General features: G+C 43.4%; 26 protein-coding genes. 10 read left to right on the top strand and 16 right to left on the bottom strand.

Annotated features, from left to right (window positions below; translation table 11 throughout):
• The first annotated feature begins 50 nt into the window (after positions 1 to 50).
• Positions 51 to 1871 carry a family 16 glycoside hydrolase gene (locus GVN16_RS23835; protein ID WP_166566477.1) on the top strand — a complete coding sequence of 607 codons (1821 nt, stop codon included), beginning with the start codon at positions 51 to 53 and terminating at the stop codon, positions 1869 to 1871.
• A 21-nt stretch (positions 1872 to 1892) separates the two neighbouring features.
• Positions 1893 to 3830: a c-type cytochrome gene (locus tag GVN16_RS23830; RefSeq protein ID WP_166566476.1), complete on the top strand. Its 1938-nt coding sequence runs from the start codon at positions 1893 to 1895 to the stop codon at positions 3828 to 3830.
• Between the two features lie 68 nt (positions 3831 to 3898).
• On the opposite strand, the gene GVN16_RS23825 is transcribed toward GVN16_RS23830, so the two are convergent.
• From GVN16_RS23825 to GVN16_RS23810, 4 genes are all read right to left on the bottom strand, one after another.
• Positions 3899 to 4264: a hypothetical protein gene (locus GVN16_RS23825; protein ID WP_166566475.1), complete on the bottom strand. Its 366-nt coding sequence runs from the start codon at positions 4262 to 4264 to the stop codon at positions 3899 to 3901.
• 23 nt (positions 4265 to 4287) lie between these two features.
• Positions 4288 to 4647: a hypothetical protein gene (locus GVN16_RS23820; protein ID WP_166566474.1), complete on the bottom strand. Its 360-nt coding sequence runs from the start codon at positions 4645 to 4647 to the stop codon at positions 4288 to 4290.
• A gap of 67 nt (positions 4648 to 4714) precedes the next feature.
• Positions 4715 to 5074 carry a hypothetical protein gene (locus GVN16_RS23815; RefSeq protein ID WP_166566473.1) on the bottom strand — a complete coding sequence of 120 codons (360 nt, stop codon included), beginning with the start codon at positions 5072 to 5074 and terminating at the stop codon, positions 4715 to 4717.
• Between the two features lie 67 nt (positions 5075 to 5141).
• Positions 5142 to 6053, bottom strand: coding sequence for a sugar phosphate isomerase/epimerase (locus tag GVN16_RS23810; RefSeq protein ID WP_166566472.1), 912 nt, complete (start codon positions 6051 to 6053; stop codon positions 5142 to 5144).
• Positions 6054 to 6205: 152 nt separating this feature from the next.
• Here GVN16_RS23810 and GVN16_RS23805 point away from each other — a divergent pair, with 152 nt between their 5' ends.
• The 4 genes from GVN16_RS23805 (at position 6206) to GVN16_RS23790 (ending at position 10112) form a co-directional block, all read left to right on the top strand.
• Complete coding sequence (locus GVN16_RS23805) at positions 6206 to 7120, top strand: hypothetical protein (RefSeq protein ID WP_166566471.1); 915 nt, start codon at positions 6206 to 6208, stop codon at positions 7118 to 7120.
• A gap of 236 nt (positions 7121 to 7356) precedes the next feature.
• Positions 7357 to 8019 carry a hypothetical protein gene (locus tag GVN16_RS23800; RefSeq protein WP_166566470.1) on the top strand — a complete coding sequence of 221 codons (663 nt, stop codon included), beginning with the start codon at positions 7357 to 7359 and terminating at the stop codon, positions 8017 to 8019.
• 52 nt (positions 8020 to 8071) lie between these two features.
• On the top strand, positions 8072 to 9058 hold the full coding sequence (locus tag GVN16_RS23795; RefSeq protein ID WP_166566469.1) for a hypothetical protein: 987 nt from the start codon (positions 8072 to 8074) through the stop codon (positions 9056 to 9058).
• Between the two features lie 22 nt (positions 9059 to 9080).
• Entirely contained in the window at positions 9081 to 10112 is a 1032-nt protein-coding gene (locus GVN16_RS23790; RefSeq protein WP_166566468.1) for a hypothetical protein, read from the top strand.
• Between the two features lie 98 nt (positions 10113 to 10210).
• Here GVN16_RS23790 and GVN16_RS23785 read toward each other — a convergent pair whose 3' ends face one another.
• The 7 genes from GVN16_RS23785 to GVN16_RS23755 all read right to left on the bottom strand — a co-directional run bounded on the left by GVN16_RS23785 (position 10211) and on the right by GVN16_RS23755 (position 16420).
• Positions 10211 to 11206, bottom strand: a complete 996-nt coding sequence (locus tag GVN16_RS23785; protein ID WP_166566467.1) for a GRP family sugar transporter — start codon at positions 11204 to 11206, stop codon at positions 10211 to 10213.
• 157 nt (positions 11207 to 11363) lie between these two features.
• On the bottom strand, positions 11364 to 12347 hold the full coding sequence (trpD, locus tag GVN16_RS23780) for an anthranilate phosphoribosyltransferase (RefSeq protein WP_166566466.1): 984 nt from the start codon (positions 12345 to 12347) through the stop codon (positions 11364 to 11366).
• 78 nt (positions 12348 to 12425) lie between these two features.
• Positions 12426 to 12992 (bottom strand): aminodeoxychorismate/anthranilate synthase component II, encoded by a 567-nt coding sequence (locus GVN16_RS23775; RefSeq protein ID WP_166566465.1) that lies wholly within the window; start codon positions 12990 to 12992, stop codon positions 12426 to 12428.
• Complete coding sequence (locus GVN16_RS23770) at positions 12989 to 13450, bottom strand: hypothetical protein (RefSeq protein ID WP_166566464.1); 462 nt, start codon at positions 13448 to 13450, stop codon at positions 12989 to 12991. The genes GVN16_RS23775 and GVN16_RS23770 overlap by 4 nt, the downstream gene beginning before the upstream one ends.
• Before the next feature lie 11 nt (positions 13451 to 13461).
• The gene (locus GVN16_RS23765) at positions 13462 to 14916 is read right to left on the bottom strand and encodes an anthranilate synthase component I family protein (protein WP_229244336.1); all 1455 of its coding nucleotides are present in this window, start codon (positions 14914 to 14916) and stop codon (positions 13462 to 13464) included.
• A gap of 322 nt (positions 14917 to 15238) precedes the next feature.
• Positions 15239 to 15847, bottom strand: coding sequence for a superoxide dismutase (locus GVN16_RS23760; RefSeq protein ID WP_166566463.1), 609 nt, complete (start codon positions 15845 to 15847; stop codon positions 15239 to 15241).
• 105 nt (positions 15848 to 15952) lie between these two features.
• The gene (locus tag GVN16_RS23755) at positions 15953 to 16420 is read right to left on the bottom strand and encodes a nucleoside deaminase (protein WP_166566462.1); all 468 of its coding nucleotides are present in this window, start codon (positions 16418 to 16420) and stop codon (positions 15953 to 15955) included.
• A gap of 179 nt (positions 16421 to 16599) precedes the next feature.
• Here GVN16_RS23755 and fucP point away from each other — a divergent pair, with 179 nt between their 5' ends.
• Together fucP and GVN16_RS23745 are read left to right on the top strand one after the other, a co-directional pair.
• The gene (gene fucP, locus GVN16_RS23750) at positions 16600 to 17856 is read left to right on the top strand and encodes an L-fucose:H+ symporter permease (protein ID WP_166566461.1); all 1257 of its coding nucleotides are present in this window, start codon (positions 16600 to 16602) and stop codon (positions 17854 to 17856) included.
• Between the two features lie 80 nt (positions 17857 to 17936).
• On the top strand, positions 17937 to 18182 hold the full coding sequence (locus GVN16_RS23745; RefSeq protein ID WP_166566460.1) for a hypothetical protein: 246 nt from the start codon (positions 17937 to 17939) through the stop codon (positions 18180 to 18182).
• Positions 18183 to 18384: 202 nt separating this feature from the next.
• On the opposite strand, the gene GVN16_RS23740 is transcribed toward GVN16_RS23745, so the two are convergent.
• The 3 genes from GVN16_RS23740 to GVN16_RS23730 form a co-directional block, all read right to left on the bottom strand.
• Positions 18385 to 19170: an anti-sigma factor domain-containing protein gene (locus GVN16_RS23740; RefSeq protein WP_166566459.1), complete on the bottom strand. Its 786-nt coding sequence runs from the start codon at positions 19168 to 19170 to the stop codon at positions 18385 to 18387.
• Positions 19167 to 19709 (bottom strand): RNA polymerase sigma factor, encoded by a 543-nt coding sequence (locus GVN16_RS23735; RefSeq protein ID WP_205748972.1) that lies wholly within the window; start codon positions 19707 to 19709, stop codon positions 19167 to 19169. The genes GVN16_RS23740 and GVN16_RS23735 overlap by 4 nt, the downstream gene beginning before the upstream one ends.
• 200 nt (positions 19710 to 19909) lie before the next feature.
• Positions 19910 to 21163 carry a sodium:proton antiporter gene (locus GVN16_RS23730; protein WP_166566458.1) on the bottom strand — a complete coding sequence of 418 codons (1254 nt, stop codon included), beginning with the start codon at positions 21161 to 21163 and terminating at the stop codon, positions 19910 to 19912.
• Positions 21164 to 21476: 313 nt separating this feature from the next.
• Between GVN16_RS23730 and GVN16_RS23725 the strand changes: the two genes are divergently transcribed.
• Both GVN16_RS23725 and GVN16_RS23720 read left to right on the top strand, forming a co-directional pair.
• Positions 21477 to 21941, top strand: coding sequence for a hypothetical protein (locus GVN16_RS23725; protein WP_166566457.1), 465 nt, complete (start codon positions 21477 to 21479; stop codon positions 21939 to 21941).
• Positions 21934 to 22575, top strand: a complete 642-nt coding sequence (locus GVN16_RS23720; protein WP_166566456.1) for a hypothetical protein — start codon at positions 21934 to 21936, stop codon at positions 22573 to 22575. The genes GVN16_RS23725 and GVN16_RS23720 overlap by 8 nt, the downstream gene beginning before the upstream one ends.
• A gap of 2 nt (positions 22576 to 22577) precedes the next feature.
• On the opposite strand, the gene purU is transcribed toward GVN16_RS23720, so the two are convergent.
• The gene (gene purU, locus GVN16_RS23715; protein WP_166566455.1) at positions 22578 to 23417 is read right to left on the bottom strand and encodes a formyltetrahydrofolate deformylase; all 840 of its coding nucleotides are present in this window, start codon (positions 23415 to 23417) and stop codon (positions 22578 to 22580) included.
• A 27-nt stretch (positions 23418 to 23444) separates the two neighbouring features.
• Complete coding sequence (gene der, locus GVN16_RS23710; RefSeq protein ID WP_166566454.1) at positions 23445 to 24755, bottom strand: ribosome biogenesis GTPase Der; 1311 nt, start codon at positions 24753 to 24755, stop codon at positions 23445 to 23447.
• Between the last annotated feature and the right edge of the window lie 53 nt (positions 24756 to 24808).

Below are 24808 nucleotides of genomic sequence, written 5' to 3'. Positions count from 1 at the left end.
TGGCCATATTGATTTTTTGTATTTCTCATTTTTCAATCTTAAACGATTTCATGAAAAAAAAACTCGCTTTTTTTCTTCTTCTGTCCTGGTCGGCATTTGCCCAGACACAGCTACCGCTTAATGATTTAAGCAGCTTTAAACCCAATACAACGGGCAACTGGAAGATTGTCGGTAATGCATCGGCAGACATCTCCAAAGAGAATGTTCTCAACACTACACCCGGAACAGGGGTCCTGGCTTGTTTCCACGAAAAAGGTAAATACGGCAGAGAGTATGATTTGTTCTCCAATTTTGAACACGGTGATCTGGATGTAGAACTGGATTACATGCTGACAAAAGGATCGAACTCAGGTATTTATCTGCAAGGACGTTATGAAATTCAGCTTTTTGATAGCTGGGGAAAGAAAACTGCCAAATACAGCGATGCCGGCGGTATCTACGAACGCTGGAACGAAGCCATGCCTGAAGGCCAGAAAGGTTATGAAGGTTATGCTCCGAGAGTCAACGTTTCTAAAGCCCCGGGCTTATGGCAGAAAATCAAAATCTCATTCCAGGCACCTAAATTTGATGCAGCAGGTAAGAAAATTGCCAACGCCAGGATCATCAGCATAAAACTGAACGGCATTACTGTTCATGAAAATGTAGAGCTTTCAGGAGTTACGAGGGGTGCAATGACCGAAAATGAAGTGGCAATGGGTCCTTTGAGAATCCAGGGAGACCACGGTTCATTGGCCATCAAAGACATTAAGATCACGAATTTTGACAAAAAACCGGGAACGCTTTCTGACCTTACTTACAAGGTGTACTACGGAAGCTATCAGCATGATACGGACCTTTCAACCCTTAAAGTGGACGAAAGAGGTAAAATTGAGAGCCTGACGTGGGAAGTTACTAAAAACCCGAATGATTACGCATTTGTGATCAGAGGTAAATATACCGCCCCTACCGACGGAAATTATACTTTCAAACTACAGGAATCAGGCCACAGTTGGTTGAAAATCGACAATAAGGAAGTCCTGGATAACCAGTGGTTTCAGACCAACACCATCCGTGAGGCCTCTGTAGATCTGAAAGCCGGAGACCATATCATTGAGATATTCAACAACAAACGCGACGGATGGATGAAACCTGTGCTGGCATTCTGGTCATCAGGCCCTGGATTCAGAGAAACGCCTCACCATGCCGTAGGTTCACTGATTGCCGGTAAACTATCAGATCCGATCATCGTATCTGCTTCAAACAATACAACATTGAGAAGTTTCATGGATTTCAAAAAACCGGAAGACAAATCAAGATTCAGAATTGTTCATGCGATTTCAGTTGGAACCCCTGACAATCTTCACTATACCTATGACCTTGATAAAGGTGCTTTGGTGCAGGTTTGGAAAGGCGGGTTCCTTGATGCCACACCAATGTGGAACGACAGGGGAGACGGTTCTTCAAGACCTTTGGGCAGTGTAACCTTGCTTAACCATGACCTTTTGCTGGCAGATGCCTCTGCAGCGGCCTGGCCGAAAGATACTACCGGAAGCGGTTACAAACCTTTGGGATACGACCTTGATGATGCTGATCTGCCTACTTTTAAATACAAGATATTCGGAGCAGACGTAAGTGATGCCATCAGAATTGTGGACGGTAAGTATTTCAGCCGCGAAGTAAATATTAAAAACCCGGCAAAAAGTGTTCAGGCACGTCTTGCAGAAGGTAAACAGATAGAGAAAGTGGAAGAAGGGCTTTATGCTGTAGATAACAAGTCATACTTTATTAAGATTGACACCGGATCAGGGGCTACCATCAAAAGCACTGCCAACGGTCAGGAGCTGGTAGCGACGCCTTCCAACGGTAAAATTATCTATTCACTTTTGTTTTAATTAGTAATCTGAATCAAGAAAATGAAAAAAATATTTAAAGCTTTAATACTGACGATGGCCTGTTCTTCTGCCGTTCTGGCCCAGGAATCGCCAAAAGAAGAGGATTTTTATAAAATCGTTACCCTGCCTGTGCCTGAAGGTGTTTTATTGGAAGTCGGTGGTGTAACCATGACTCCGAACGGATCACTTGCCCTGGCTACCAGACGCGGAGACATCTGGGTGGTGGAGAACCCGACCAGCCGTCAGCCCTATTTCAGGAAATTTGCTTCAGGACTTCACGAAGTACTTGGTTTGATTTACAAAGACGGCTCATTCTATTGTGCCCAGAGAGGTGAGTTAACCAAGCTGACTGATAAGAATGGCGACGGTAAAGCCGACAGCTATGAAACTGTCAGTGCATGGCCTGTTTCAGGTCACTATCACGAATATTCATTCGGGCCTAAGCCTGCTCCGGACGGAAGCTTTTTCGTCAGTGGTAATGTGGCTTTCGGTGATGAGGAATGGTGGAGAGGTGAAGCGAGAGTACCTAACAGAGGTTCGATATTCAAAGTACATAAAGATGGTAAAATCGAAGCATGGGCTGCAGGTATGCGTTCTCCGGCCGGTTTGGGTATGATAGACGGCGAATTGTTCTATGCAGACAACCAAGGTGACTGGATGGGATCAGGTGGAGTATGGCACGTTAAAAAAGGAGCTTTCACCGGACACCCGGCCAGTTTAAAATGGGTAGATAAAAACTCTCCGGTAAAACTGACTGAAGAACAGTTTTTTGCAGAAAGAGACAACAGGAAAGTGAAGAATGCAGGTGGAAATTACATTAAGCCTGAGAACGTGGTTAATGAGAAACCTGATTATCTGTATACATTGAAAGAGAAATATCCTGCGGTTCAGTTGCCGGCAGTCTGGCTTCCTCACGGTATTCTCGGAATTTCAAACTCTGAGATCATCAAAGATGAAACGCAGGGTGACTTCGGTCCGTTTGCCGGTCAGTTGTTTGTAGGTGACCAGGGTCAGTCAAAAATCATGAGGGTTTATCTTGAAAAAGTAAACGGCGAATTTCAGGGAGCTGCCTGGGATTTCCGTTCAGGATTCCAGTCGGGTGTCATGCGTATGACCTTCGCTCCGGACGGATCGATGTTTGTCGGAGAAACCAACCGTGGATGGGGATCGGCCGGAGATGCCAACCAGGGTTTGCAAAGACTGATCTGGAATGGAAAAATACCTTTCGAAATGTCAACGGTGAAGGCTATGCCGGACGGTTTTGAAGTAGAATTCACCATGCCGGTTGATCGTAAATCTGCTGAAGATTTGTCTTCAATTTCACTGAGCAGCTTTATCTATAAGCACCACCCGGTTTACGGTTCACCTCCGATCAACCGTGAAGATCTGAAAATCAAAGGAGTTAAGCTTTCGGAAGACGGTAAAAAACTGAGAATTGTAGCTGACGGTCTGAGAAAATATTATGTTCATGAACTTACTTTAGGCGGTATCAGAGCTACGACCGGTTCATGGTCACTGGTACACCCTACGGCTTATTACACCCTGAACGCGATTCCGGAAGGAGCTAAACTGGGTGCTGCTGAACTGAAGACTTTTGATTCAGGTAAAGCTAAAGCGGAGGCTCCATCTAAAACTGCTAAAGAAACGGTTTCCCCTGACGGCAAAGGCAAAGCAACTACCGCGGCACCAGCCAAAGCAGCTCCGATGACTTTTGCACAGATCAAACCACTTCTTCAGAAACACACCTGTCTGGCTTGTCACTCTGAAGACAAGAAAGTAGTAGGCCCAGCATTCAAAGATGTGGCTAAAAGAAAGTACAGTGCTGAGAAGATCGTAGAACTGATCTACAATCCTAAGCCTGAAAACTGGCCTGATTACGCCACTCCAATGGCCCCGATGCCACAGGTTCCGAAAAAAGATGCATTAACCATTGCTGCTTATATCAACTCGTTGAAATAATACGGCATCAGGAAATATAAAAAGCCCCGGCATCAGAAATGATGCCGGGGCTTTTCTTTATAGGATACTTACTTCAGATAATTATCAAAAGGAGCGATGGTTTTCAATTTTTCAAAATCTGAGATGGTTACGGTAAACTTAACGTTTTCGCCACTCAGACAAGAGCAAGCCTCACAGTATATCTTGTTGTCTATTGTGATCTCAAAATTTGTAATCTGGCTGATACCATTGTCCCTGAGGTAATTTTTCAACCTTTCGGGGCGGCTAGGAGCTTCGGAAGTTCTGTATCCGGCACCATCCCAGGGCTCATTACACTGATTAGGCTTGAAAGCTACCAGTTTCAGTCCTCTTTCTTCCCACTTTTCTTCCTGCTCATTTTCACAGGCCACAAAATTCACTGAAAGGAGTAATAGCAATAATATCCTGGGAGTCATAATCAATCCGGCAACTCAGCCGGTTATTTGAGATAAGTCGAAAAAGGAGCTACGGTCTTCAATTTCTCAAAGTCAGACAGACTTACAGTAAACTTGATATTGTCGCTGCTCGGGCATGTACAGGCTGCACAGTAGGCGTTATTATCGGTCGTTACAGCAAAATTTGTAATCTGTCCGATGCCACTATCTTTGAGATAGTTTTTCAACCTGTCTGCACGGCTCAGGCTTTCATTGGAGGTGTACTTGGCGGCATCCCATGGTTCGCTGCATTGGTTTGGCTTGAAAGCCACTAGTTTTACTTCGTTTTCAGCCGGAACTGAACTGCTCTCACACGAAAAAGAGGCAAGTGCAAGAAGGGCGATGGCAAATGTTTTACGTAGCATAATTAATTTGTATTTTTTATGATGATTCTTCATCTGTCCTGAAAGTTGGAATCAGGTTTTTCCGGCTTTAAGACAGATAGGTTGAAAAAGGCTCCATGTTTTTCAGCTTTGTATAATCCTGCAAAGTGACAGTAAATTTAAAAACATGATTATCCGGGCAGGTGCAGGCCTTGCAATAGGACCCGCTGTCTGAAGTGACCGCTTCAAAGTTGGTGATGGTAGTTATACCCTTTTCTTTGAGGTAGTTCTTTAAGCGGTTTTCCCGGCTGATTTCTCCGGGGCTATTGTATTTTTCCAGATCCCATGGTTCACTGCATTGATTGGGTCTGAAAGATACCAGTTTCAGATCACTGATGGTGTCCGATTCTTTTTCGCAGGCAAAAGAAACTAATGCTAAAAGGGTAAATACAACTATTTTACGTATCATGGGTATAATGTCTTTTGCTATTATGACCCCTGACGCGACTTAAAAGTTGTAATTTACCCTTAAAAAATTATCCTAAAAATTGTTTGACGTAGTTTCTGGCCGTTCTGATGGCGGTGGTGACGTCCTCAGGACTGCCTTCGTAAGCTTTGTCTTCCACTTCAATCACCACCGGTCCACGGTATCTGACATCAGTTAAAGCCGCAAAGAAAGCCCTCCAGTTGACATCTCCCAGCCCCGGAAGCTTAGGCGAGTGATATTCCAGCGGATTGGCCATAATGCCCACCCTGTCCAGTTTATCTTTGTATACTTTTACGTCTTTGATGTGCACATGATGCAGGCGGTCTTTGTATTGATAGATCGGTTTGATCTCATCCATCATCTGGAAGATCATGTGAGAGGGGTCATAGTTCAGACCAAAAAGCGGCGTAGGGAAAATCTCAAACATCTGGTCCCAGATCGCCGGACTTGTCGCCAGGTTTTTACCACCGGGCCATTCGTCATTGGTAAAAAACATCGGGCAGTTTTCAATACCGATCTTGATGCCTTCCTGTTCTGCTGTTTCAATGATCGGTTTCCAGAGTTTTTTGAATATTTCCAGGTTATCCTTCACGTTTTTAAATTGGTCGCGGCCGATAAAAGTGTTCATGACCGGCACGCCCAGGGCATTACAGGCCCTGATGATCTTCTTGATATGCTCTACGTAGTATTCTGATTTTTTAGGGTCCGGATCCATCGGGTTGGGATAATAACCGAGCCCTGAAATGCTGATTCCTCTTTCTGCGATATAATGTTTGATATAATCGACGTCCATTTTCTCAACATCGATATGGCTCACACCGGCATATCTCCTGCTGTCGCCGCTATCACCCGGCCAGCACATCATTTCGACGCATTGAAACTCATTTTTCTGAGCAAAATTCACAACGTGCTCAAATCCGAAATCGGCTAATATGGCACTTACAAATCCTAATTTTAACATAAGGCTGAATTGGTTTTATTGATTCACAAATCTAATGAAAAGAAGATAAATGACCACAAGAGTTTGGATATGTTAAAGATTGCTAATAAAAGTTAAGATTTTTGGAGAGGAGTAACAATGCGGATACCTTTGACAAAAGCCCCGCTTATAAAATGAAAAAGCTATTATTACTTCTTTTTTTAATACCTGGTTTTCATATCTCATTTGCCCAGGAACCCATTACTGTTTTCCGTAATCCCAGGGATTCCACCGCTAACTTATATCAGCTTGTTTTGCCCAAAGGGCAGATCAAAGGCATGTTTGTCCTGACCTATCTTCCGTTTTCACACCCGATGGTCAGCATGGCTGCCGAAAAAGGGATTGTACTGATGATGGGGATTCCATCTTCCAATTACCTGGACATTATGGTGGAAGACTATCCTTTACAATTACTGGATGAAATGATTGCTGAGGTTACGGTTAAATACAATATCCCGAAGAATAAGGTGATTGTCGGTGGTCTTTCGGCAGCCGGTTCCCTGGCCATACGGTATGCCCAATATGGAGAACAGGGGAAAAATCACAGCGGCATAAAGGTCGCCGGGGTAATGGCCGTTGATCCGCCGCTGGACTATGAAAGATTCTGGAGAGAATGTAAAAAGAAAGTAGAACTCAATTTCAGCTCGGTGGCAGTGGCGGAGGGGAAGATGGTCCTGAGTCTCCTGGAAAGTAAATATGGGGGCACGCCTTATCAAAAGCTGTCAAACTATCATACCGGGTCACCGTTCTCTTATTCGGCCAGAAAGGGAGGAAATGCCGTCTTTCTTGACAAAACACCCGTCAGGATTTATCATGAACCTGATGTCAATTGGTGGCTCGAAAACCGCAGGCTGGATTATTACGGCATGAATTCCATTGATTGTGCGGCCCTTATCAATCAGCTGATGATAGACGGTAATAAAGATGCGGAGCTGATCAGCACAAATAATAAAGGTTTCAGAGAAGACGGCTCCCGGCATCCGCATTCCTGGAGTATTGTAGATGAAACAGAGCTCATCAACTGGTGTAGCAGCCTGTTTAACCGCTGATACCTGCTCATTTTTGTTTCTGCCCTTTTTAATTATTTAAGAAGGATGGATTTTTTGTGGTTTACATCCTGCAACATTTAAATTATCTGCCTTCCGGAATCTTTACTGCATCTCGTTTCAAAAATCATCATTAAAATTAACCGATTGACATGTCTTTACAAGGCAGCACATAAAAATCCATTGAAAATCGTTAATTTCATCTAAAATTTGGACCGTAATCTTAAAAACAAAACAACATGAGCGATTTTTTAAAGAAAATCAAAAGCGTTTTTATTGTGGATGATGCCAGCGGTTCGGCTACTGAAGAGCCCTCTGAAAAAGCATCTGAAAAACCGGAAACCAAGTCGCAGGCTGCCGCTTCAGCACCAGTTGAAGTCAAGGGGTCAGTCAGTGAGCAGTTCTACGATTTATTGTTCAGTTCGCTGGAAAAGAACAATCAGGAAGGTTTTGATTACCTTGAATTTAAAAAATCCCTGCAAAGCCTGGCCAAGTTGCCTATGGATGAAGCCACCCGTTACCAGTCGGCTTATGCTGCGGCCCAGGCCATGGGTACTTCGCAGCAGCGATTGACAGACACGGCAAACGTTTACCTGAAAACCCTTAAAGAAGAAGAAAGCAAGTTTCAGGAAGCTTTGAGTGTGCAGAGGGCCAAGCAGATCGGTGACAAGGAAAAGAACATCCAGGATATGGAACTCGGGCTAAAACAAAAAGGAGAGAAAATAGCCCAGCTGACCAAAGAGATCCAGGAGGGTCAGGCTGCTATGGAAAAACTGAAAGCTGAAATCTCAGAGTCGGTTTTAAAACTGGATGCGACGAAAAATGATTTTAAAACGACTTACATGGATCTGGCTGGTCAGATTGAAACGGATATCCAGAAAATCAGTCAATATCTCAAATAAATTAATACTCATAAAATAAACTTTCGGATTAAATTTAAAACAAATAAAAACTATGGAACTACAGGAAATCAAACCAAAATCATTTTGGGAGAAACCGGAAGGTACGACCGGTATGCTTTTTTTAGCAACAGGTATCATCGCCGGTGGATATTTTCTTTATAAGTCTTTACCTTTTCTAATTTCGCTGGCTTCAAATACGCTTTATCTTGCCCTGCTCCTGGTGGCCCTGGCTGCTTTGCTTTATATGGTGTTTGACTCTAAAATGCGTCAGATGGTGTTTTATATCTACAGGGGTATCATGCGTTGGATTACCGGTATTTTCGTACAGATCGACCCGATCGGTATCCTTAAAACCTACGTGGAAGAGCTGAGAAGCAACCTGGGTAAAATGAACCAGCAGATTACTCAGTTGAAAGGCCAGATGGTGAATCTTAAGACCATCATCGATAATAATTCGAAGCAGATTCAGAACGACCTGAGCCTGGCCAGCAAAGCCAAGGAAACGGATAAACAAGCCCTGATGGTGCTGAAGGCCAGAAAAGCCGGCCGTCTGAAAGAGTCTAACATGAAACTGGAAGACCTTTATAAGAAGATGGAGATCCTGTACCGTGTCTTGGGTAAAATGTATGAAAACTCAGAGATCATGCTGGAGGACATCAAAGACCAGGTGATGGTGAAAGAGCAGGAGCGTAAAGCCATCCGTGCGAGTCACTCTGCCATGACCTCTGCGATGAACATTCTTTCGGGTAACAAAGATCAGAGACACATGTTTGACATGGCTTTGGAGAATATCGCTGAAGATGTGAGTCAGAAAGTCGGAGAAATGGAGAGATTCATGGATTTGTCTTCTAACTTTATGAATTCAATTGACCTGCAAAATGGTGTATTTGAAGAAGAAGGTCTGGATATGCTCGAAAAATGGGAAAAAGAAGGGGTATCTATGCTTTTAGGAAGTGACAAAAAGCTGTTGGTGGCTGGTAACCAGGTCAGCTCTTCCGAAAGAAGCGGTAACCAGTACGATAAATTATTTGATAATTAATTATAAACTATACTTTTAAACAATGAAAACACGATTAACGCCTTTTTCAAAATTCATGATGATCATCGCCATTGTGGCGGCCCTGTTTTTTGGAGGAAAATGGTTTCTTGAAAATACATCCCTGGGTCAGAAACTGAAAGCCCAGAGCCAGACAGAAGAAACAACCGATGAGGTTGAAAGTCCGAGCATCCCCGGAGCAGAGACCAAAGGTTCTGCTGCCACAGATACTGAAGCTACTGCTGAAAGCAACTCAGGCTTCACTTACGTAGCTCCTGAGCCGATCAACGGCACGTTGAAAGGAGTGGTTGAACTGGGAGCCAGTGGTTTTAACTCATTCATCGTCAGAATTGATAAGGATAAAAACTGGAAACTTGTAAAGCCGGAATTTGGTAACAGCCTCGTTACTGAAAACATGGCCACAGATGACGATGTTAGAATCGGTTTGAAAAAATACATCGGGTCTATGCTGGATTATGGTGTTAACGGCAAGAATATCCACTTTGTGGTAAGTTCCGGAGCGGCAAAAGCCGAGGTAACCCAGAAAATCATCAAGGCGTTGAAATCGCTTAACTACCAGGTCAATACCGTGACCCCGCAGCAGGAAGGAGCCCTGGCTTTGAAATGTGTATTGCCGAAAGATTACGAAGAAGAAGCGTTTGTAACAGATATCGGTTCGGGTAACACCAAAATTTCATGGATCAGCGGAAGCTCTATTTCAGCTTTTGAAACTTACGGAGCCAAGTATTTCCAGAATGGTGATGATGACGGAAAAGTGTATAACGAAGTGAAAAAACTCGCTTCTGACGTTCCAAGCCTGAAACGCAAAACCTGTTTTATCATCGGTGGGGTACCTTTTGAACTGGCTAAAAAAGTGCGTGCAGGAAAAGAAAGATACACAGTGTTGAAAGATCCGAAGGAATATAAACTGGAAGATGCGAAAGCCAAAGCCGGGCTTAACATCTACAAAGGCATCAAAGACGCTACCGGAACAGAACAATTTGTGTTTGACTGGGATGCTAACTTTACCATCGGATTTTTGTTGTCGCTTCCTTAAGCCTGCATCAGATAGCCTGATTAAAAAACGCCTTCTTTGCAATGCAGAGAAGGCGTTTCCTATAAGAGACAGGCTGCAAAAGGGAAATACAGATAAAATTACCTGGAAGTGACAATTAATATTAATCCGGAGAGAAATGAAATCAGCATGATGTTCAGTAAGACATTGGTGCCTTTGGGAGCTGTTTTGAATTCTTTCCAGACATAAATACCCCATATAGAGGCTACGACGATTGCTCCGGATGCCAACCCATATGAAATAGCTGTTCCTGCTTTGTCAGAGGCGATAATACTAAAACACATCCCGATACACCATATAGAACCACCCATAACTCCTAAAAAGTGATTTTTGAAACTTCCTTTGAAATAGCCGGCAAAACTAACCCGGGTGCCGGTAAACAGTTTGAACATGATGAACGTGTTGAAGAAAATATTACTGAGGAAAACACCGCATGCGAAGATGAAAACCGCAGAATGAGGACTGAGTTTTCCTTCGACAGGAATCTTGAAATCGGGAAACATTGAATTAGCGACATATTTAAAGAAAAGCCCCATCAAAATCCCGCTGCTGATGGATATCAACAGTCCTTTTACAGAAAACGATTTTGTTCCTGCAGACATCCTGGCATAAGCGGTTGTATTCAGCAGAATAGCCACAATAATAAGGAAGACACCTGAGAAGAGCAGGGTAACATTTCCGATGGGTGAATCCAGGTAATTAACCACGACCCCAATGACAAGAGATAAGCCGGAACCCACTGAAAAGGCCACAGATATTCCGGCCATTGACACGGCAGAAATAAATAAAATGTTGGCAGCATTGAAAATAATGCCTCCCAGCAAGGCATTGCCGATGTTTTTGGTATTGGCCTGTTGAAGATCTTCAATGAAGCTTCGACCCTCAGCTCCGTAGCTACCTATTGTTAATGCAAAGATCAGTGAAGTTATCAGTATCCCGAAAGCATAGTCCCAGCAAAAAAGTTCAACTCTCCAGTTTGGGCTGACGAGTTTTTGGGTGTTTGAGCTGGAACCCCAGGCAATCATGGTGATGATGCAAAAAAATACGGCGGTAGAGTAACTTTCAATGATGTACATTAAAATTTGATGGTTAAATGACAATATTGGAAAAAGCAATGCCAGGATGTGCATGAATTCTTGATAGAATGATGCACATCAGGTATAAAATATTATTTGTAAGGAAGAAAGATACCTGCTTTTCTATTTAAAAAGCATTACCACGAGTGAAACCTGATCACTCCACCAATCTCCGGAAACTCTCCAAGGCCTTACCACTTTCGAGAGAAACCCTCGCTAAGGCAATACCTTCAGCCAGATCCAATCCCCGTGATACACTCAGTGCTACACCCGCATTGGCCAGCACTGCGGCATTCTGAGCAGGAGTGCCTTCGTTCTCCAGGATGGACACCATGATCTTGGCTGAAGCTTCCAGCGAATCGCCTCCGTGCAGCTGATCCTGAAGCAGGACTTCAAGTCCGATATCTGAGGGAGAGTAATTTTTGTTAAAGTCGTTGGTCGCCAGTTTGAAGTCGCCGGTAAGTGAAATTTCATCGTAGCCGTCAAGACTGTGTAGAATACCGTATTGACTGACAGAGCGGTTAAACAGCTGGTGATACAGGTCGAATATCGAAAGGTCATATATCCCGGTAAGCTGTTTTTCTACTTTGGCCGGATTGAGCAGCGGCCCCAGCATGTTAAAAAAGGTTTTGATACCCAGTTCTTTGCGGATCGGACCGATATGCCGCATAGCCGGATGAAACAGGGGGGCGTGCAGGTAGCATATGCCTGCTGTTTCTATTTTATGTTTCAAAAAATCTTGGTCATTTGAAAACTTCACCCCCAGATATTCGAGGACAGTGCTTGATCCTACGGAAGAAGATACACCGTGGTTACCATGTTTGGCGACTTTCTGCCCGGCTCCTGCCACTATAAAAGAGGCGGTGGTGGAAATATTGAAGGTGTCTTTGCCGTCGCCACCGGTTCCGCATAAATCCATGGCATCAAACTCTGTCAGATCTACGATAACCGCCAGTTCGAGCATGGCTTCCCTGAATCCGATCAGTTCATCCACAGTAACTCCTTTGGCCTGTATGCCCATCAGGAATGCGGCCATCTGGGAGGGATTTACTTCGCCCTGACCGATTTTTAACAAAGCTGCTTTAGCCTCATCCTCTGAAAGGGATGTATGGCTGATCAGCTGGTTTAAATATTGTTTCACGTTATATTAATTATGAATATTGAATGCTTTAATGACAGAATGAGTCTCAATCCCCTGGCGGTCACGCCGGGGGGACTTTCAGCTTCTCAGCCAGTTCTCCACCATTTTTACACCGTGCTGAGTCAGGTAAGCTTCCGGGTGAAACTGAACGCCACGGATATCATACTTCTGATGGGCTTCGCCCAATACAAAACCTTTTTCATCCACAGCAGTGATTTTAAGGTCTGCAGGCATGGTTTCCGGAACAACCGTCCACGAGTGATAGCGGCACACTTCAAATTCGGTTGGAACGCCTTTGAAAAGTACTTCCTCAGTGTCTTTGATGATGCATTTGGTGGTTACGCCGTGCAAAACTTCTCCCATGTTGTGAAGCTTGGAGCCGAAAGCCTCGCCGATGGCCTGGTGACCCAGACACACGCCGAAGATGCTTTTTGTAGCGGCATATTCTTTGAGCAGGTCCAGCATGATTCCGGCTTCTTCAGGAATCCCCGGGCCTGGAGAAAGTAGTATTTTATCATACTTCTTTACGTCTTCCAGGGCTATTTTATCGTTTCTGAATACATCCACATCGCCACCCAGGTCTTTAAGGATATAAACCAGGTTATATACAAATGAATCGTAATTGTCTAATACTAATATTTTCATGATTGTTTTTTTGCTTTTGCTTTTCCTTCTTCTGTGGCAATCCAGCTTGGATCGCGGTTGATCACTTTCACATATTCCACTTTTCTGAATCTCAGAGCTGACCAGTCTTCATCAACGGCCACCATTCGGACACTTTCGAGTCCCAGTTTTCCCATGATTTGCCAGCCGGTGTCACGGTTAAAATCACATTTGTATCTTTTGGAAGTACCTTTAGGGTACACAAACCAGAAAACAGCATCTCCTTTCAGCTTTTCTGCGATTTCCGGAGCCAGGTCATCTACTTCAACTTGTTTAGTGACAAACACCATCACAAATTGAATTTTACCTTCAGGAATGGCATTGATAACAGCACCGTAAAGCCCGAAATCCTTCATTTGCTCAGCAAATTCCTGCGGTGGGTTAAGGATAATTATTTCCTTATGGTCTTTAAAATTCAGCTTTTTTAATAAAGGATTCATAGGTTGATTATTTACAGTTCATTAGCCATTTCAATTGCCATTCTCAGGGCCCCTAATTTGCTGTGTACCTCCTGCATTTCAGATTCAATGTTTGACTTGGCTACCACACCCATCCCGGCCTGATAAAACAAGGTATCATTTTTGCTCAGGAAGGTCCTGATTGCGATAGCGTGGTTAAAATTACCATCAAAATCCATAAATCCGATGGCTCCACCGTAAATACTGCGGTTGGTAGGCTCCAGTCTGTTGATAATGGTCATGGCGTTGTGTTTCGGAGCCCCTGAGAGCGTTCCGGCCGGGAAGGTATCTGCTACCAGTTGCATCGGGTTAGTGCCCTCAGTCATGGAGCCTGTTACTTTTGAAACCAGGTGAATGACATGGGAATAGAACTGAACTTCTTTGAAAACTTCAACCTTCACGCCATCCGAACTTCTTGAAAGGTCGTTTCTGGCCAGATCGACCAGCATCACATGCTCCGCAGATTCTTTAGGGTCTGCGTGGAGGTCTTTAGCCAGCTGGGCATCTTTGATGTCATCACCCGTCCTTCTGAATGTTCCGGCTATCGGGTGAATCTCCGCCTGGCCGTTTTTGATATAGATTTGTTTTTCAGGGGATGATCCGAAAATATGGTAGTCTCCTCCGTCAAAATAGAACAGGTAAGGAGAAGGATTGATGCTTCTTAAAGCCCTGTAAACATTAAAATCGTCGCCTTCGAACTTCCTGGAGAACCTGCGGGAAGGAACAATCTGGAAAACATCACCTCTGAGACAATGTTTCTGACATTGACCGATGATTTCACGCATGTCGTCGTCCTGGATATTGGTGTCTTCGTGTTCAGAAGCTTTAAAATGGCCTGTTGATATTTTTGGTGTTTTTACAAAAATCTCCAGCGTTTCCAGTCCGTTTTCTATCGGCTTAGGCTCCGCTCCTTCAGGAGTGTAGGTGTGTTCAAAAAGATACATCTCATCTTTGAAATGGTTGATGGCAATCACATAACGGTACACCCTGTAAAGAATCTGTGGGATGGCTGTTTCCGGACTTTTCTCCTGTATTTCAATGTCTTCGAAATACTCGACAGAGTCATAAGTGATGTGTCCGAACAGTCCGTTGGAAATAAAAGGATATTTGTTTTCAGGAGCTTTGAATTGTTTGGTAAATTCCATTAATGCCCCTACGGCATCCTTGCGTGAGGCCAGTTTATATTTTTCTTTTTTGCCGTCCGGGAAACTTTCGGTCACTTCATCATTGTCAATCTGGAAGTAAGCCACCGGGTCGCAGGCGATGTAACTGAAGCTGTTTTGCATGGCATGATAATCGGCACTTTCCAGGATCACAGAAAACGGATATTGTTTTCTCAATCTGAGGAAAATACTTACCGGAGTCAGGGTATCTGCCAGTAGTTTTTTATGTCTTGTAGAGACATGATAGGTTGTTTTCATTTCAATATTCGGGCTATTTGCGGTCATTTTAATGATACATTTTAATATTTTGTCAAAAAAAGGTCAAAAAAAACGGCTTGCCGTGTGAACAGCAAGCCGCAAAATTTCTTTGAATTCATTGCATAGCACTAACCGTTCAACTTCGAAGAGTAGAACGCCACCACCAGATGTTTGCTATGCTTTTGAATGATTTCATGTCGCAAATGTATGAATGTTTTTTATAAATCAAAATAATTTATGGAAAAAGGAGGGACGAAAACAGAAAACTGGAAAAGATAGAAAGAGAAATGTAAAAAGAGGAAGGAATCTGGAGATTTTTCTCCGAACTCCTTCCTCCGTTCTTCAGAAATTATTTGGCAGCAGCAAAGCGTTCAGCTACAGCTTCCCAGCTTACTACATTCCAGAAAGTATCTATATAATCAGGTCTTTTGTTCTGGAACTTCAGGTAATAGGCATGTTCCCATACATCAAGACCCAAAAGAGGCGTTCCTTGTACCTCAGCTACGTCCATCAAAGGGTTATCCTGGTTTGGAGTAGAAGAAATAGCCACAGAACCGTCTGCTTTTACCAATAACCAGGCCCATCCTGAACCGAAACGGGTGGTCGCCGCAGCTTTGAAAGCTGTTTTGAACTCGTCAAATGAACCGAAAGCTTTGTTGATAGCTTCAGCCAATTCACCTGACGGAGCACCGCCGCCGTTTGGCGAAAGGATATTCCAGAACAGATCATGGTTGAAGTGACCACCACCGTTGTTACGGACAGCCGGCGGAAGTTTGCTGATTCCGGCAAGAAGTTCTTTCAGGGTTTTACCTTCCAGTTCTGTTCCGGCAATAGCGTTATTAAGATTGGTTACATATGCATTATGATGACGATCATGGTGAATTTCCATTGTCAAAGCATCGAAATGAGGTTCGAGGGCGTCGTTTGCGTAAGGCAGCGGAGCTAGTGTAAAAGCCATAATATTTTGAATTTTGAGTTAAACTTATATTTTTGATAACACAGGTATTCGAAATTATGTTCGTTTGACACTTATTTTCAAACAAAAAAAGAGAGATGGCAAAGCTTACTTTCTGAGATTCTTAAAAAAAGCTTTCAGAAGAAATCCGGCTTCTTCGGCCAGAATTCCCGATAAAATTTCCGTTTTGGGGTGTATAATCCGCTGGTTGATCAATGTGAAGCCTTTCTTTTGGTCGGAAGCGGCAAAGATGATCCGGTCGATCTGCGACCAGGCCAGTGCCCCGGCACACATCACACAGGGTTCGAGTGTGACGTAAAGGGTGCAGTTTTTAAGGTATTTTCCTCCCAGGTATTGTGAAGCGGCCGTTATGGCCAGAATTTCGGCATGGGCTGTTACATCCTGCAGCTGCTCGGTCTGGTTAGAGCCTTTCCCGATGATTCTCTTGCCTTCTGCCACGACGATGGCTCCGACAGGGACTTCACCCTTCTCACCCGCTTCAACAGCGAGTTGCAGGGCTTTACTCATAAAATATTCATGAGAAAACAAGGGGTAAGATTCTTTTTTAATTGGCATCGGCCGGCTTTTTCTGCAATGCTAAGTATTTATCCTGAGATTATGAAAAAAATGAATCTGCTGCTCTGGAATAATCCCTGAAGATATGGCAGACATAAATTAAAATTAAAGGCCATGGTATTATTCCTCTTTTATTTTTCATTTATTTGCATACCATTAAAAAATTCAACCTTAAACGTATGGCAAAGAAAAACCCTTACCTTATTCCGTTTATATTTATTACTGTACTTTTCTTTCTGTGGGGATTTGCTCATAACCTCAACCCGATTCTCATTCCTCACCTCAAAAAAGCCTGTCAGCTAACCGATCTACAGTCTGCTTTTATCGATTCCGCTTTTTTTATTGCCTATTTCGTGATGGCACTTCCGGCGGGTGTTTATATGAAAAAGTACGGCTATAAATCAGGGATCATCCTGGGGCTGATCATTTTTGCGGCAGGGGCTTTCCTGTTTTATCCTGCGGCGGGTTTCCGTACTTTCCCTTTGTTTTTATTTGCTCTTTTTGTGATAGCCAGTGGCCTTACATTTCTGGAAACAGCAGCCAATCCTTATGTAACGGTGTTGGGAGATGCGTCTACTTCTACCCAGCGTCTTAATTTTTCGCAGGCGTTTAATGGTCTGGCGGCTTCGCTGGCCCCTCTTTTAGGAGGTATTTTCATATTATCCGGGAAAAAACTGACAGAGACCGAGCAGTCTGCCATGAGTGCGGAACAACTGGATGAGTATTTATTAAAAGAGGCCTCAACAGTTCAGATTCCTTATGTCATCATCGGTGTGGTGGTGCTTCTTGTTGCTGTGATCATCTGGAGAATCAATTTGCCGGAAATCAAAGAAGAAAACGAAGAACAAACCAATTCAGGTGAGAGTATTCTTAAACAAAAGAACCTTGTATTGGGGGTGATCGCCCAGTTTTTCTATGTGGGTGCCCAGGTTTGTATTTCCAGTTTCTTTATCCGATTTCTGGAAAAAACTGCCGGAATCGGCGAGCAACCGGCGGCCAGATATCTTGCTGTAGCCTTGTTCAGTTTTATGCTGGGCCGCTTTATCGGGACCTTTATCATGCGTTATGTAGCTCCTCATAAATTGCTTTTTATTTATAGTCTGATCAATATTGTTCTGCTTCTGGTGGCGATTTTTGTGGGTGGAAATGTTTCCATCTATGCGTTAATAGGAGTGGAGTTCTTTATGTCGATTATGTTCCCGACTATATTTTCGCTGGGACTTCATGGCTTGGGCTCTCAGGCCAAACTGGGCTCTTCGTTATTGATCATGTCGATCGTTGGTGGTGCCATCTTCCCGGTGATTATGGGAAGGATATCAGACATCAGCAGCATACAGACGGCTTATATCGTTCCTGCGGTTTGTTTCCTGGTTACCCTCTATTTTGCCTTAAAAACCACGGCAAAAGATGCGGTGACTGTGGAGAGCAAGCATTGAAATATCCGGGTTTAGCATTTTGAATGGTATTTTCAGACAGGTTTATCCGGATGGAAATATCATTCAAAATAACTATAACAATGGATCCTTCCAATATGCCACCCCTCCGGGGTTTGAAACACATTGCGTACATTTTTGGCTACCGGGGTGTCGCCCCGATGGGGCTAAGGGCCCTGAGCTGTTTGAAATATATTGTAGAAATTATTGGCTGCCGCAATGCCGCCCGATCGGGCTTGTATTCTCTTGGCTGTCTGGATGTCGCTCCTATGGGTCTTGTGTATGCCTTGTGGGAATTGAAATTATCTGCGGATGAAGATTTTCAATAAATCTCCGTGTCAATAAGCCCCTTAGGGGCGAAACATCGGTGGAAACAACAGATATGCCATCTTAAAACAAACCCCGGAGGGGTGACATATTTGACTTTCTGATTATCTTATCCTGATGCCGGTATCATTTTAAAACGGAAGCACGAGGGCAAAAAAAGACACCAAAGTCAAAGACAATGGTGTCTGAATACACTTTTTACCTCTAAACCAAGCCCATTACATACATTTTTTCTAATGTTGGGGACGGGCTTCCTCCTTCTTTCTCAAGTGTAATGGCAAATGCTATCACCTTACCGGCTGTAGCTTTCATCTTCAAAATTTTACCCTGAAAATCTTTGTCAATCATTCCCATGTCAACAGGCACGCCGTCGACAATCGTCCAGAGCTGGTATTGTTTACCACTCTCAGGTTTTGGAAGATTAAGTACATTCAGTGCTACTTCCTGGCTTTTCTGATTCCAGAATACATCCACAGAACTTTCAGGGGATATCTCTTTTCCGCTCAGTTTGACAATTTTCATGTCGGCGTTCTTATACATGGCCAGGAAATCCTGATTGACAGCATTCTGCTTATCCATCTCCGTCATTCTCGCACTCAATGCATTCATGTCAGCCTTGGTCTGCTGGTTGTCATAATATAATGAACCTGCATAGATCCCCAACAATATTGCCGCTGCTATCGAAATTTTGCTCCACAAAGGCACAACCTTTACCACAGATGCCGTTGACTCCTCTTCCACACTTTCCTTGCTCTCCTCGTGACCTTTGAACTCCATCTGGGCAAAAATCTTGTCTTTTAAAGTCGTCGATGGTTTTCTTTCATATAATCTGGCGTACTGCCCCAGGGCATCCTCCAGCTTCAGTAGTTCCGCTTTTATCTCAGGATATATATGTGACATACACTTCACTTCCTGCGTTTCCTGCTCAGAAGTTACTCCCATCACATATTCTTCCAGAATGCCAGAAGCTATATAATCTTTGATATTCATAACTCAAAATAATTTTTTAATTCCTGTAAGGCCACCCTGATTCTCGATTTAGCTGTCCCTAAGGGAATGCTCAGCTTTTCTGCCGCCTCTTCCTGGGTGTAACCTTGAAAATAGACCAAATCAACCAAATCCTTCCTCTCGGGTTTCAGATTTTCTATCAAATCCTTAATTCCGATATGAGAAATTTCTTTGGACTCAGAGAAAAGGCGATCAACTTTTCCTACCGAATCTTCGATATCCTCTTTGAAAACATTCTTCTCTTTCCTCAGAAGGTCTATAGAAGAATTTCTTGCAATGTTGATCATCCACGTAAACAACCGCCCTCGTGAAGGATCGAACTCATTGATTTTTCTCCATATTTTGAGAAAAACTTCCTGCATCACATCTTCTGCTTTTTCTTCATTATTAAGGATCTTGTAAATGACCCCGTATAATGCCGAAGAATAATTGTCATAGAGATGTTCAAATGCTTTCTTGTCGTTCTCTTTTAAGGATATTACCAACGATTCTTCAGTGTATTTTACTAAATTCGTTGCCAATTTTATTTTATGTTTAGAGGTTTAAATTTACAATAAGATTCTCAGTAAACCCTATTTTCAATCTAATTGTTTGATTAAGATACGGCAGTAGTAATTTTTTGGATTATCTCCTCTCGAAAATTTTCTGAATTTGTATAAAAAAAAGATCTTATCCGTGGCTTTACACCTCCGGATAAGATCTTTTCGGGCTTTTATTCTTTTCAGGATTGCTTCGAAACATGAGGCAGCACCTTGTGGGCCAGCCTTCCGATCGTGAGCCCCTGGACTACAATAGAAAATACTACGACAAAGTAAGTAATGGCAATAATCAGTTGATAATAAGGTCCTTCTCCGGTCGAAAGAGCCAGGGCTATGGAAACTCCACCTCTCAGACCACCCCAGACAAGGATTTTGATCGTACCACTCGAAAACTTCTTTTTGAAAGGTATGAATAAGGTTGGCAACCAGATGGAAAGTAAGCGTGAGAACAGGACTATTACAATACAGATCAATCCGATAGCCCAATAGTTAATGATATGAGGAATAAGCAATAATTCAAAGCCGATGAAAAGGAACAATATAGCGTTCAGGATTTCATCTATCAGCTCCCAGAACTTGTTCAGGTAATCTTTGGTAACAGCGGACATGGCCGCTTTCTTTCCGTAATTACCGATCATCAACCCGGCTGCTACCATCGTCAGCGGACCTGATATGTGCATGGCCCTGGCAATAAGATATCCGCCCATCACCACAGAAAGGGTAATGAGCACCGAGACAATATAGTCATCAATCCTTTTCATGGCATTGGAGGCACTGATGCCGAGCACAATACCCAGAACGAATCCACCGGCCGCTTCTTTGATGAGAAGCCACGAAATATTTAAAAACGAGATGTCAATTTCTTTACCATGGGCAAGCTGAAGGATAACCGCAAACACCACAACCGCGACCCCGTCATTGAAAAGGGATTCTCCGGCTACTTTGGTCTCCAATGATTTAGGCACCTTGGCATCTTTCAGGATACTCAATACCGCAATCGGGTCGGTAGGAGAAATCAGGGCTCCGAAAAGAAGGCAATAAATAAAAGGAACCTGGAGAGTGAAAACCGGGAAAATATAATACATGATAATGCCGACAAAAAAAGTGGAGATGATCACACTCACCGTCGAAAAGACAATGACCGGTAATCTCTGTTCTCTCAGGTCCGCGATATTGATGTGAATGGCCCCTGCAAACAAAAGAAAGTTGAGCATGGCCCCCATCAGCAGTTCTGAAAAATCGAAGCGGTTAATGAGCTCGGAAAAATTGCTGAGGGTCTTGGGGAAAATATTGCCGAAAATAACAAGGAAAGCCGACAGAGCCATGGCAATGAGCATCACACCGATGGTTGACGGAAGTTTCAGGTAGCGTAGATTCAGGTAAGAAAAAAAAGAGGCAAGAACGATGAGAACGGAAAATGAATAATATAACTCCATAATTTGCGAATCAGGGATTTAAAGGGTTGATGAAATAAATAAGGGGTATTGAACAGGAAAATGTGTTCAAATCTGTCAGGAAAATAACCTGTGCAAAACAAAGTGGTTGAAAACCCGATGTTTACAAACATAACAAAATATGATAAAAAAACCTAAGAACTGCCGGCAGTCAAATGCACTTTTTAAGATTTATTAAGAGAATTTTTAACCCATAAAGCCATTTTAAGAAACATTTATACGCTAAATAGCGTATGATTAGGTAAGGGATTGCGTTAATTTCACGATCTTTGTGAGAACTTTAAACTTAAATCATATGGCAGCGGTAAAGTTGGAAGTGATTGAGGCCCTGAGGAAAACAGCGAGGGCTCTTGAAGAAGACGCTCCCTATATGTGGGGACACATGGGAAGCTGCAATTGCGGAAACCTGGCCCAGCAGGTGACACGGCGGACCAAGGCCGAAATACATGCTTTTGCCATGCAGGGAAAAGGAGACTGGAGTGAACAGCTCAATGATTACTGCAGCAATACCAGTATTCCCCTGGACCTTGTGATTTTTGATCTGATCAGTTTTGGATTTACAACAGACGATCTGAAAAACCTGGAAAGGCTCTCGGATCATGATATTTTAAACAGGATACCCTTAGAAAAACGGCACCTCCGTCACAATTGCAAAGACGATGTGGTCGTTTATCTCAACGAGTGGGCAGATATGCTGGAAGAAAAGCTATTAGAGGAAATTACCCTTCCCCGATTCATTAAAGAAACAAATTATGCGTAAGGTACTATTGTTATTATTTTTTGGTGCAGGATTATCATTCAGAGTCGTCGCACAGACTCAACCAACCGTTGAAACCATAAAAGAAGGAGAGGAAGAGGAGAAACAAGAACCTATCGTCAAAGAGAAACCTGTCTTTTTTGAAGAACCCAGGCCTGCCTGGAAAGATAAACTGCATTACGGTGGGAATATCTGGCTGGGATTTTTCGGGTCGTTTTATCTGGATGCTTCGCCTATGGCCGGATATGAAGTGACCAATCGCGGAACCATTGTCGGATTAGGAGCATCGATTATTGCCCAGTCGGGAGAGTTTATGGGTGGTCCAAAGATCTTTGTCAGACAGCCGATCTGGAAGCCTGTATTTGCCCAGGCGGAATATGAACTCATCAATGCCCCCGAATATTATTTCTATAATTTTGTTGACAGGTCAACGCCCGGTGTCAATCCGGAATACAAGCGTAAATGGGGAGGCTCGCCTTTGATAGGGCTGGGTGTTTACACGAACTTCAGAGAACAGCAGGGATCGTTTATTTCAGTGATGTATAACCTCGGGTATCCCAACTACGGTTTTGTCAGTCCGCAGCGGCTGGGAGGCAGCGATTCGCCTTTGGTACTCAGATTCGGATTCTTCTTTTAAGATCAGAGAATGATCGTACGGTTGCCGTAGATAAACACCCTGTCGTTTAATACAAGCTTCAGGGCTTTGGTCAGTACCATCTTTTCTACGTCTTTCCCTTCTCTTGACATATCGGTGGCAGTATACCTGTGGTCTACTTCTTTGATGTCCTGGGCGATGATCGGCCCTTCGTCGAGGTTATTATTAACAAAGTGAGCCGTAGCTCCGATGATCTTCACGCCCCTGTCGTAGGCCTGTCTGTAAGGATTGGCCCCGATGAAGGCGGGTAAGAATGAATGGTGGATGTTGACGATCTTGTCTGAAAAATGACTGACGAATTCAGGTGTCAGTACCCGCATATATTTGGCAAGTACCAGTAATTCCGGTTGATAGGACTTAAGTACCTGTAATAACAGCTCTTCGTGCTCTTCTCGGGTCCTGTTTTCATGTGAGATATAATGGAAAGGAATTCCGAATTTGCTGACAAAAGGAAGCAGAGTGTCATAATTGCTGACCACCGCCAGGATGTTGGCGTCCAGTTCATCAAAATGGTAACGGATCAGCAATTCTGATAAACAGTGATGTTCTTTGGTGGCCAGTATGACAATGTCTTTCTTCCTTTTCGGGTTGATCCTGAATGAAATGGCTTCGTTAGGCACTTTAGCCCTCAGGTCGCTGAGTATTTTGTCGGTGGCAGTTTCGTCATTACCGACAAACTCGGTACGCATAAAAAACTGGCCTGAGGGGCTCACATATTCATCCTGACGAATGATGTTACACCCATTGGCAAATAAGACAGTAGCGACATGAAGAATCAGCCCCTTGGCATCGGGGCCATCCATTAACAGGATATGTTTGGTCATTGATACGATCAAATTTTAAATTCAGCTTTACTTTTTGCGGAAGAAAACTGTGATGGCCACCCCTTCAAACCCGAAATTCTCCCTGATCTGATTCTGTAAGAAACGCTCATAAGCCTCGCGGAGGTATTGTGGTAAATTACAGAAGAACACAAAAGTAGGAGAAGGCGTGGGCAATTGAATAATGTATTTGATTTTGATATGCTTTCCTTTCAATGCAGGCGGAGGTGTTTTTTCAATGATCGGCAACATGACGTCATTGATTTTAGAGGTTGTGATCTGAACTTTACGGTTCTCATACACTTCCATCGCCTTTTCGATCACCTGAAAAATCCTTTGTTTTTCGATCACTGACGCAAAGATCACCGGCATGTAATTCATCGGAGCCAGACGATCCAGGATTTCCTTTTTCATCTTATCGGCAGTCTTTGAATCTTTTTCAAGCAAATCCCATTTGTTGACCATGATCACAATACCCTTTTTGGCATTATGGGCCTGGGCAATGATGTGGACATCCTGAGCTTCCAGACCTTTTTCGGCGTCAATAAGGATCACGCACACGTCAGAATTGTCAAGGGCCTTGATAGAACGGAGTACAGAATAGAATTCTATGTTTTCATTGACCTTGGCTTTTTTACGGATACCGGCGGTGTCAGTCAGGATAAAATCCTTCCCGAACATCTTGTAACGGGTATCTATCGAGTCACGGGTGGTTCCGGCAATGTCCGTAACGATACTTCTGTCTTTACCCAGAAGGGCATTCAAAAACGAAGATTTACCTACATTTGGTCTTCCGAGGATTGAGATTCTCGGGATGCCGTCATTGGGGTATTCAATGCCCTCATCTTCGAAGTGTTTCACTACTTCGTCAAGCAAATCACCTGTACCTGAGCCATCCATGGCTGAAATCGGATAAACATCCGCTATTCCCAAGGCATAAAACTCAGGAGCCACCAGCGTCTGGCGTTCGAATGTTTCGGCTTTGTTAGCCACAATGTAAATCGGTTTTTTAGACCTGCGGAGTACGTTCGCGAAGTCTTTGTCCAGATCAGTAAGTCCTGTCATGGTATCCACCACAAACAAGATCACGTTGGCTTCTTCCAAAGCCATTTCAACCTGGCTTCTGATGGCGTCTTCGAAAGTATCTTCTGATCCTACGACATAACCACCTGTATCAATAACGGTAAAGAATTTCTCAGTCCATGTGGCATTACCGTAGTGTCTGTCGCGGGTCACACCCGGAACATTATCAGTAATGGCTACTCTTTCCTCAATCAATCTATTAAATAATGTAGATTTGCCCACATTGGGTCTTCCTACTATAGCTACTATATTCGACATATCCCTGAATTGTCTAAATTAATAAGACAAATTTTATAAATAATTAATAATCA

It is taken from the genome of Emticicia sp. CRIBPO (assembly GCF_009905725.1).
Lineage (GTDB): Bacteria > Bacteroidota > Bacteroidia > Cytophagales > Spirosomataceae > Leadbetterella.
The sequence above is the reverse complement of the archived record's forward strand: the minus strand, read 5'-3'. Positions and strand labels throughout refer to the sequence as shown.

Bases quoted from the DNA above. Each gene is read 5' to 3' on its own strand.
- GVN16_RS23745 (WP_166566460.1), top strand. From the start codon at position 17,937: ATGGATCCTTCCAATATGCCACCCCTCCGGGGTTTGAAACACATTGCG.
- GVN16_RS23790 (WP_166566468.1), top strand. From the start codon at position 9,081: ATGAAAACACGATTAACGCCTTTTTCAAAATTCATGATGATCATCGCC.
- GVN16_RS23725 (WP_166566457.1), top strand. From the start codon at position 21,477: ATGGCAGCGGTAAAGTTGGAAGTGATTGAGGCCCTGAGGAAAACAGCG.
- GVN16_RS23785 (WP_166566467.1), bottom strand. From the start codon at position 11,206: ATGTACATCATTGAAAGTTACTCTACCGCCGTATTTTTTTGCATCATC.
- GVN16_RS23825 (WP_166566475.1), bottom strand. From the start codon at position 4,264: ATGACTCCCAGGATATTATTGCTATTACTCCTTTCAGTGAATTTTGTG.
- GVN16_RS23740 (WP_166566459.1), bottom strand. From the start codon at position 19,170: ATGAATATCAAAGATTATATAGCTTCTGGCATTCTGGAAGAATATGTG.
- GVN16_RS23760 (WP_166566463.1), bottom strand. From the start codon at position 15,847: ATGGCTTTTACACTAGCTCCGCTGCCTTACGCAAACGACGCCCTCGAA.
- GVN16_RS23810 (WP_166566472.1), bottom strand. From the start codon at position 6,053: ATGTTAAAATTAGGATTTGTAAGTGCCATATTAGCCGATTTCGGATTT.
- GVN16_RS23835 (WP_166566477.1), top strand. From the start codon at position 51: ATGAAAAAAAAACTCGCTTTTTTTCTTCTTCTGTCCTGGTCGGCATTT.
- GVN16_RS23770 (WP_166566464.1), bottom strand. From the start codon at position 13,450: ATGAATCCTTTATTAAAAAAGCTGAATTTTAAAGACCATAAGGAAATA.
- fucP (WP_166566461.1), top strand. From the start codon at position 16,600: ATGGCAAAGAAAAACCCTTACCTTATTCCGTTTATATTTATTACTGTA.
- GVN16_RS23720 (WP_166566456.1), top strand. From the start codon at position 21,934: ATGCGTAAGGTACTATTGTTATTATTTTTTGGTGCAGGATTATCATTC.
- GVN16_RS23775 (WP_166566465.1), bottom strand. From the start codon at position 12,992: ATGAAAATATTAGTATTAGACAATTACGATTCATTTGTATATAACCTG.
- der (WP_166566454.1), bottom strand. From the start codon at position 24,755: ATGTCGAATATAGTAGCTATAGTAGGAAGACCCAATGTGGGCAAATCT.
- GVN16_RS23820 (WP_166566474.1), bottom strand. From the start codon at position 4,647: ATGCTACGTAAAACATTTGCCATCGCCCTTCTTGCACTTGCCTCTTTT.
- GVN16_RS23755 (WP_166566462.1), bottom strand. From the start codon at position 16,420: ATGCCAATTAAAAAAGAATCTTACCCCTTGTTTTCTCATGAATATTTT.
- GVN16_RS23800 (WP_166566470.1), top strand. From the start codon at position 7,357: ATGAGCGATTTTTTAAAGAAAATCAAAAGCGTTTTTATTGTGGATGAT.
- GVN16_RS23830 (WP_166566476.1), top strand. From the start codon at position 1,893: ATGAAAAAAATATTTAAAGCTTTAATACTGACGATGGCCTGTTCTTCT.
- GVN16_RS23730 (WP_166566458.1), bottom strand. From the start codon at position 21,163: ATGGAGTTATATTATTCATTTTCCGTTCTCATCGTTCTTGCCTCTTTT.
- GVN16_RS23765 (WP_229244336.1), bottom strand. From the start codon at position 14,916: ATGACCGCAAATAGCCCGAATATTGAAATGAAAACAACCTATCATGTC.
- GVN16_RS23815 (WP_166566473.1), bottom strand. From the start codon at position 5,074: ATGATACGTAAAATAGTTGTATTTACCCTTTTAGCATTAGTTTCTTTT.
- GVN16_RS23795 (WP_166566469.1), top strand. From the start codon at position 8,072: ATGGAACTACAGGAAATCAAACCAAAATCATTTTGGGAGAAACCGGAA.
- GVN16_RS23805 (WP_166566471.1), top strand. From the start codon at position 6,206: ATGAAAAAGCTATTATTACTTCTTTTTTTAATACCTGGTTTTCATATC.
- purU (WP_166566455.1), bottom strand. From the start codon at position 23,417: ATGACCAAACATATCCTGTTAATGGATGGCCCCGATGCCAAGGGGCTG.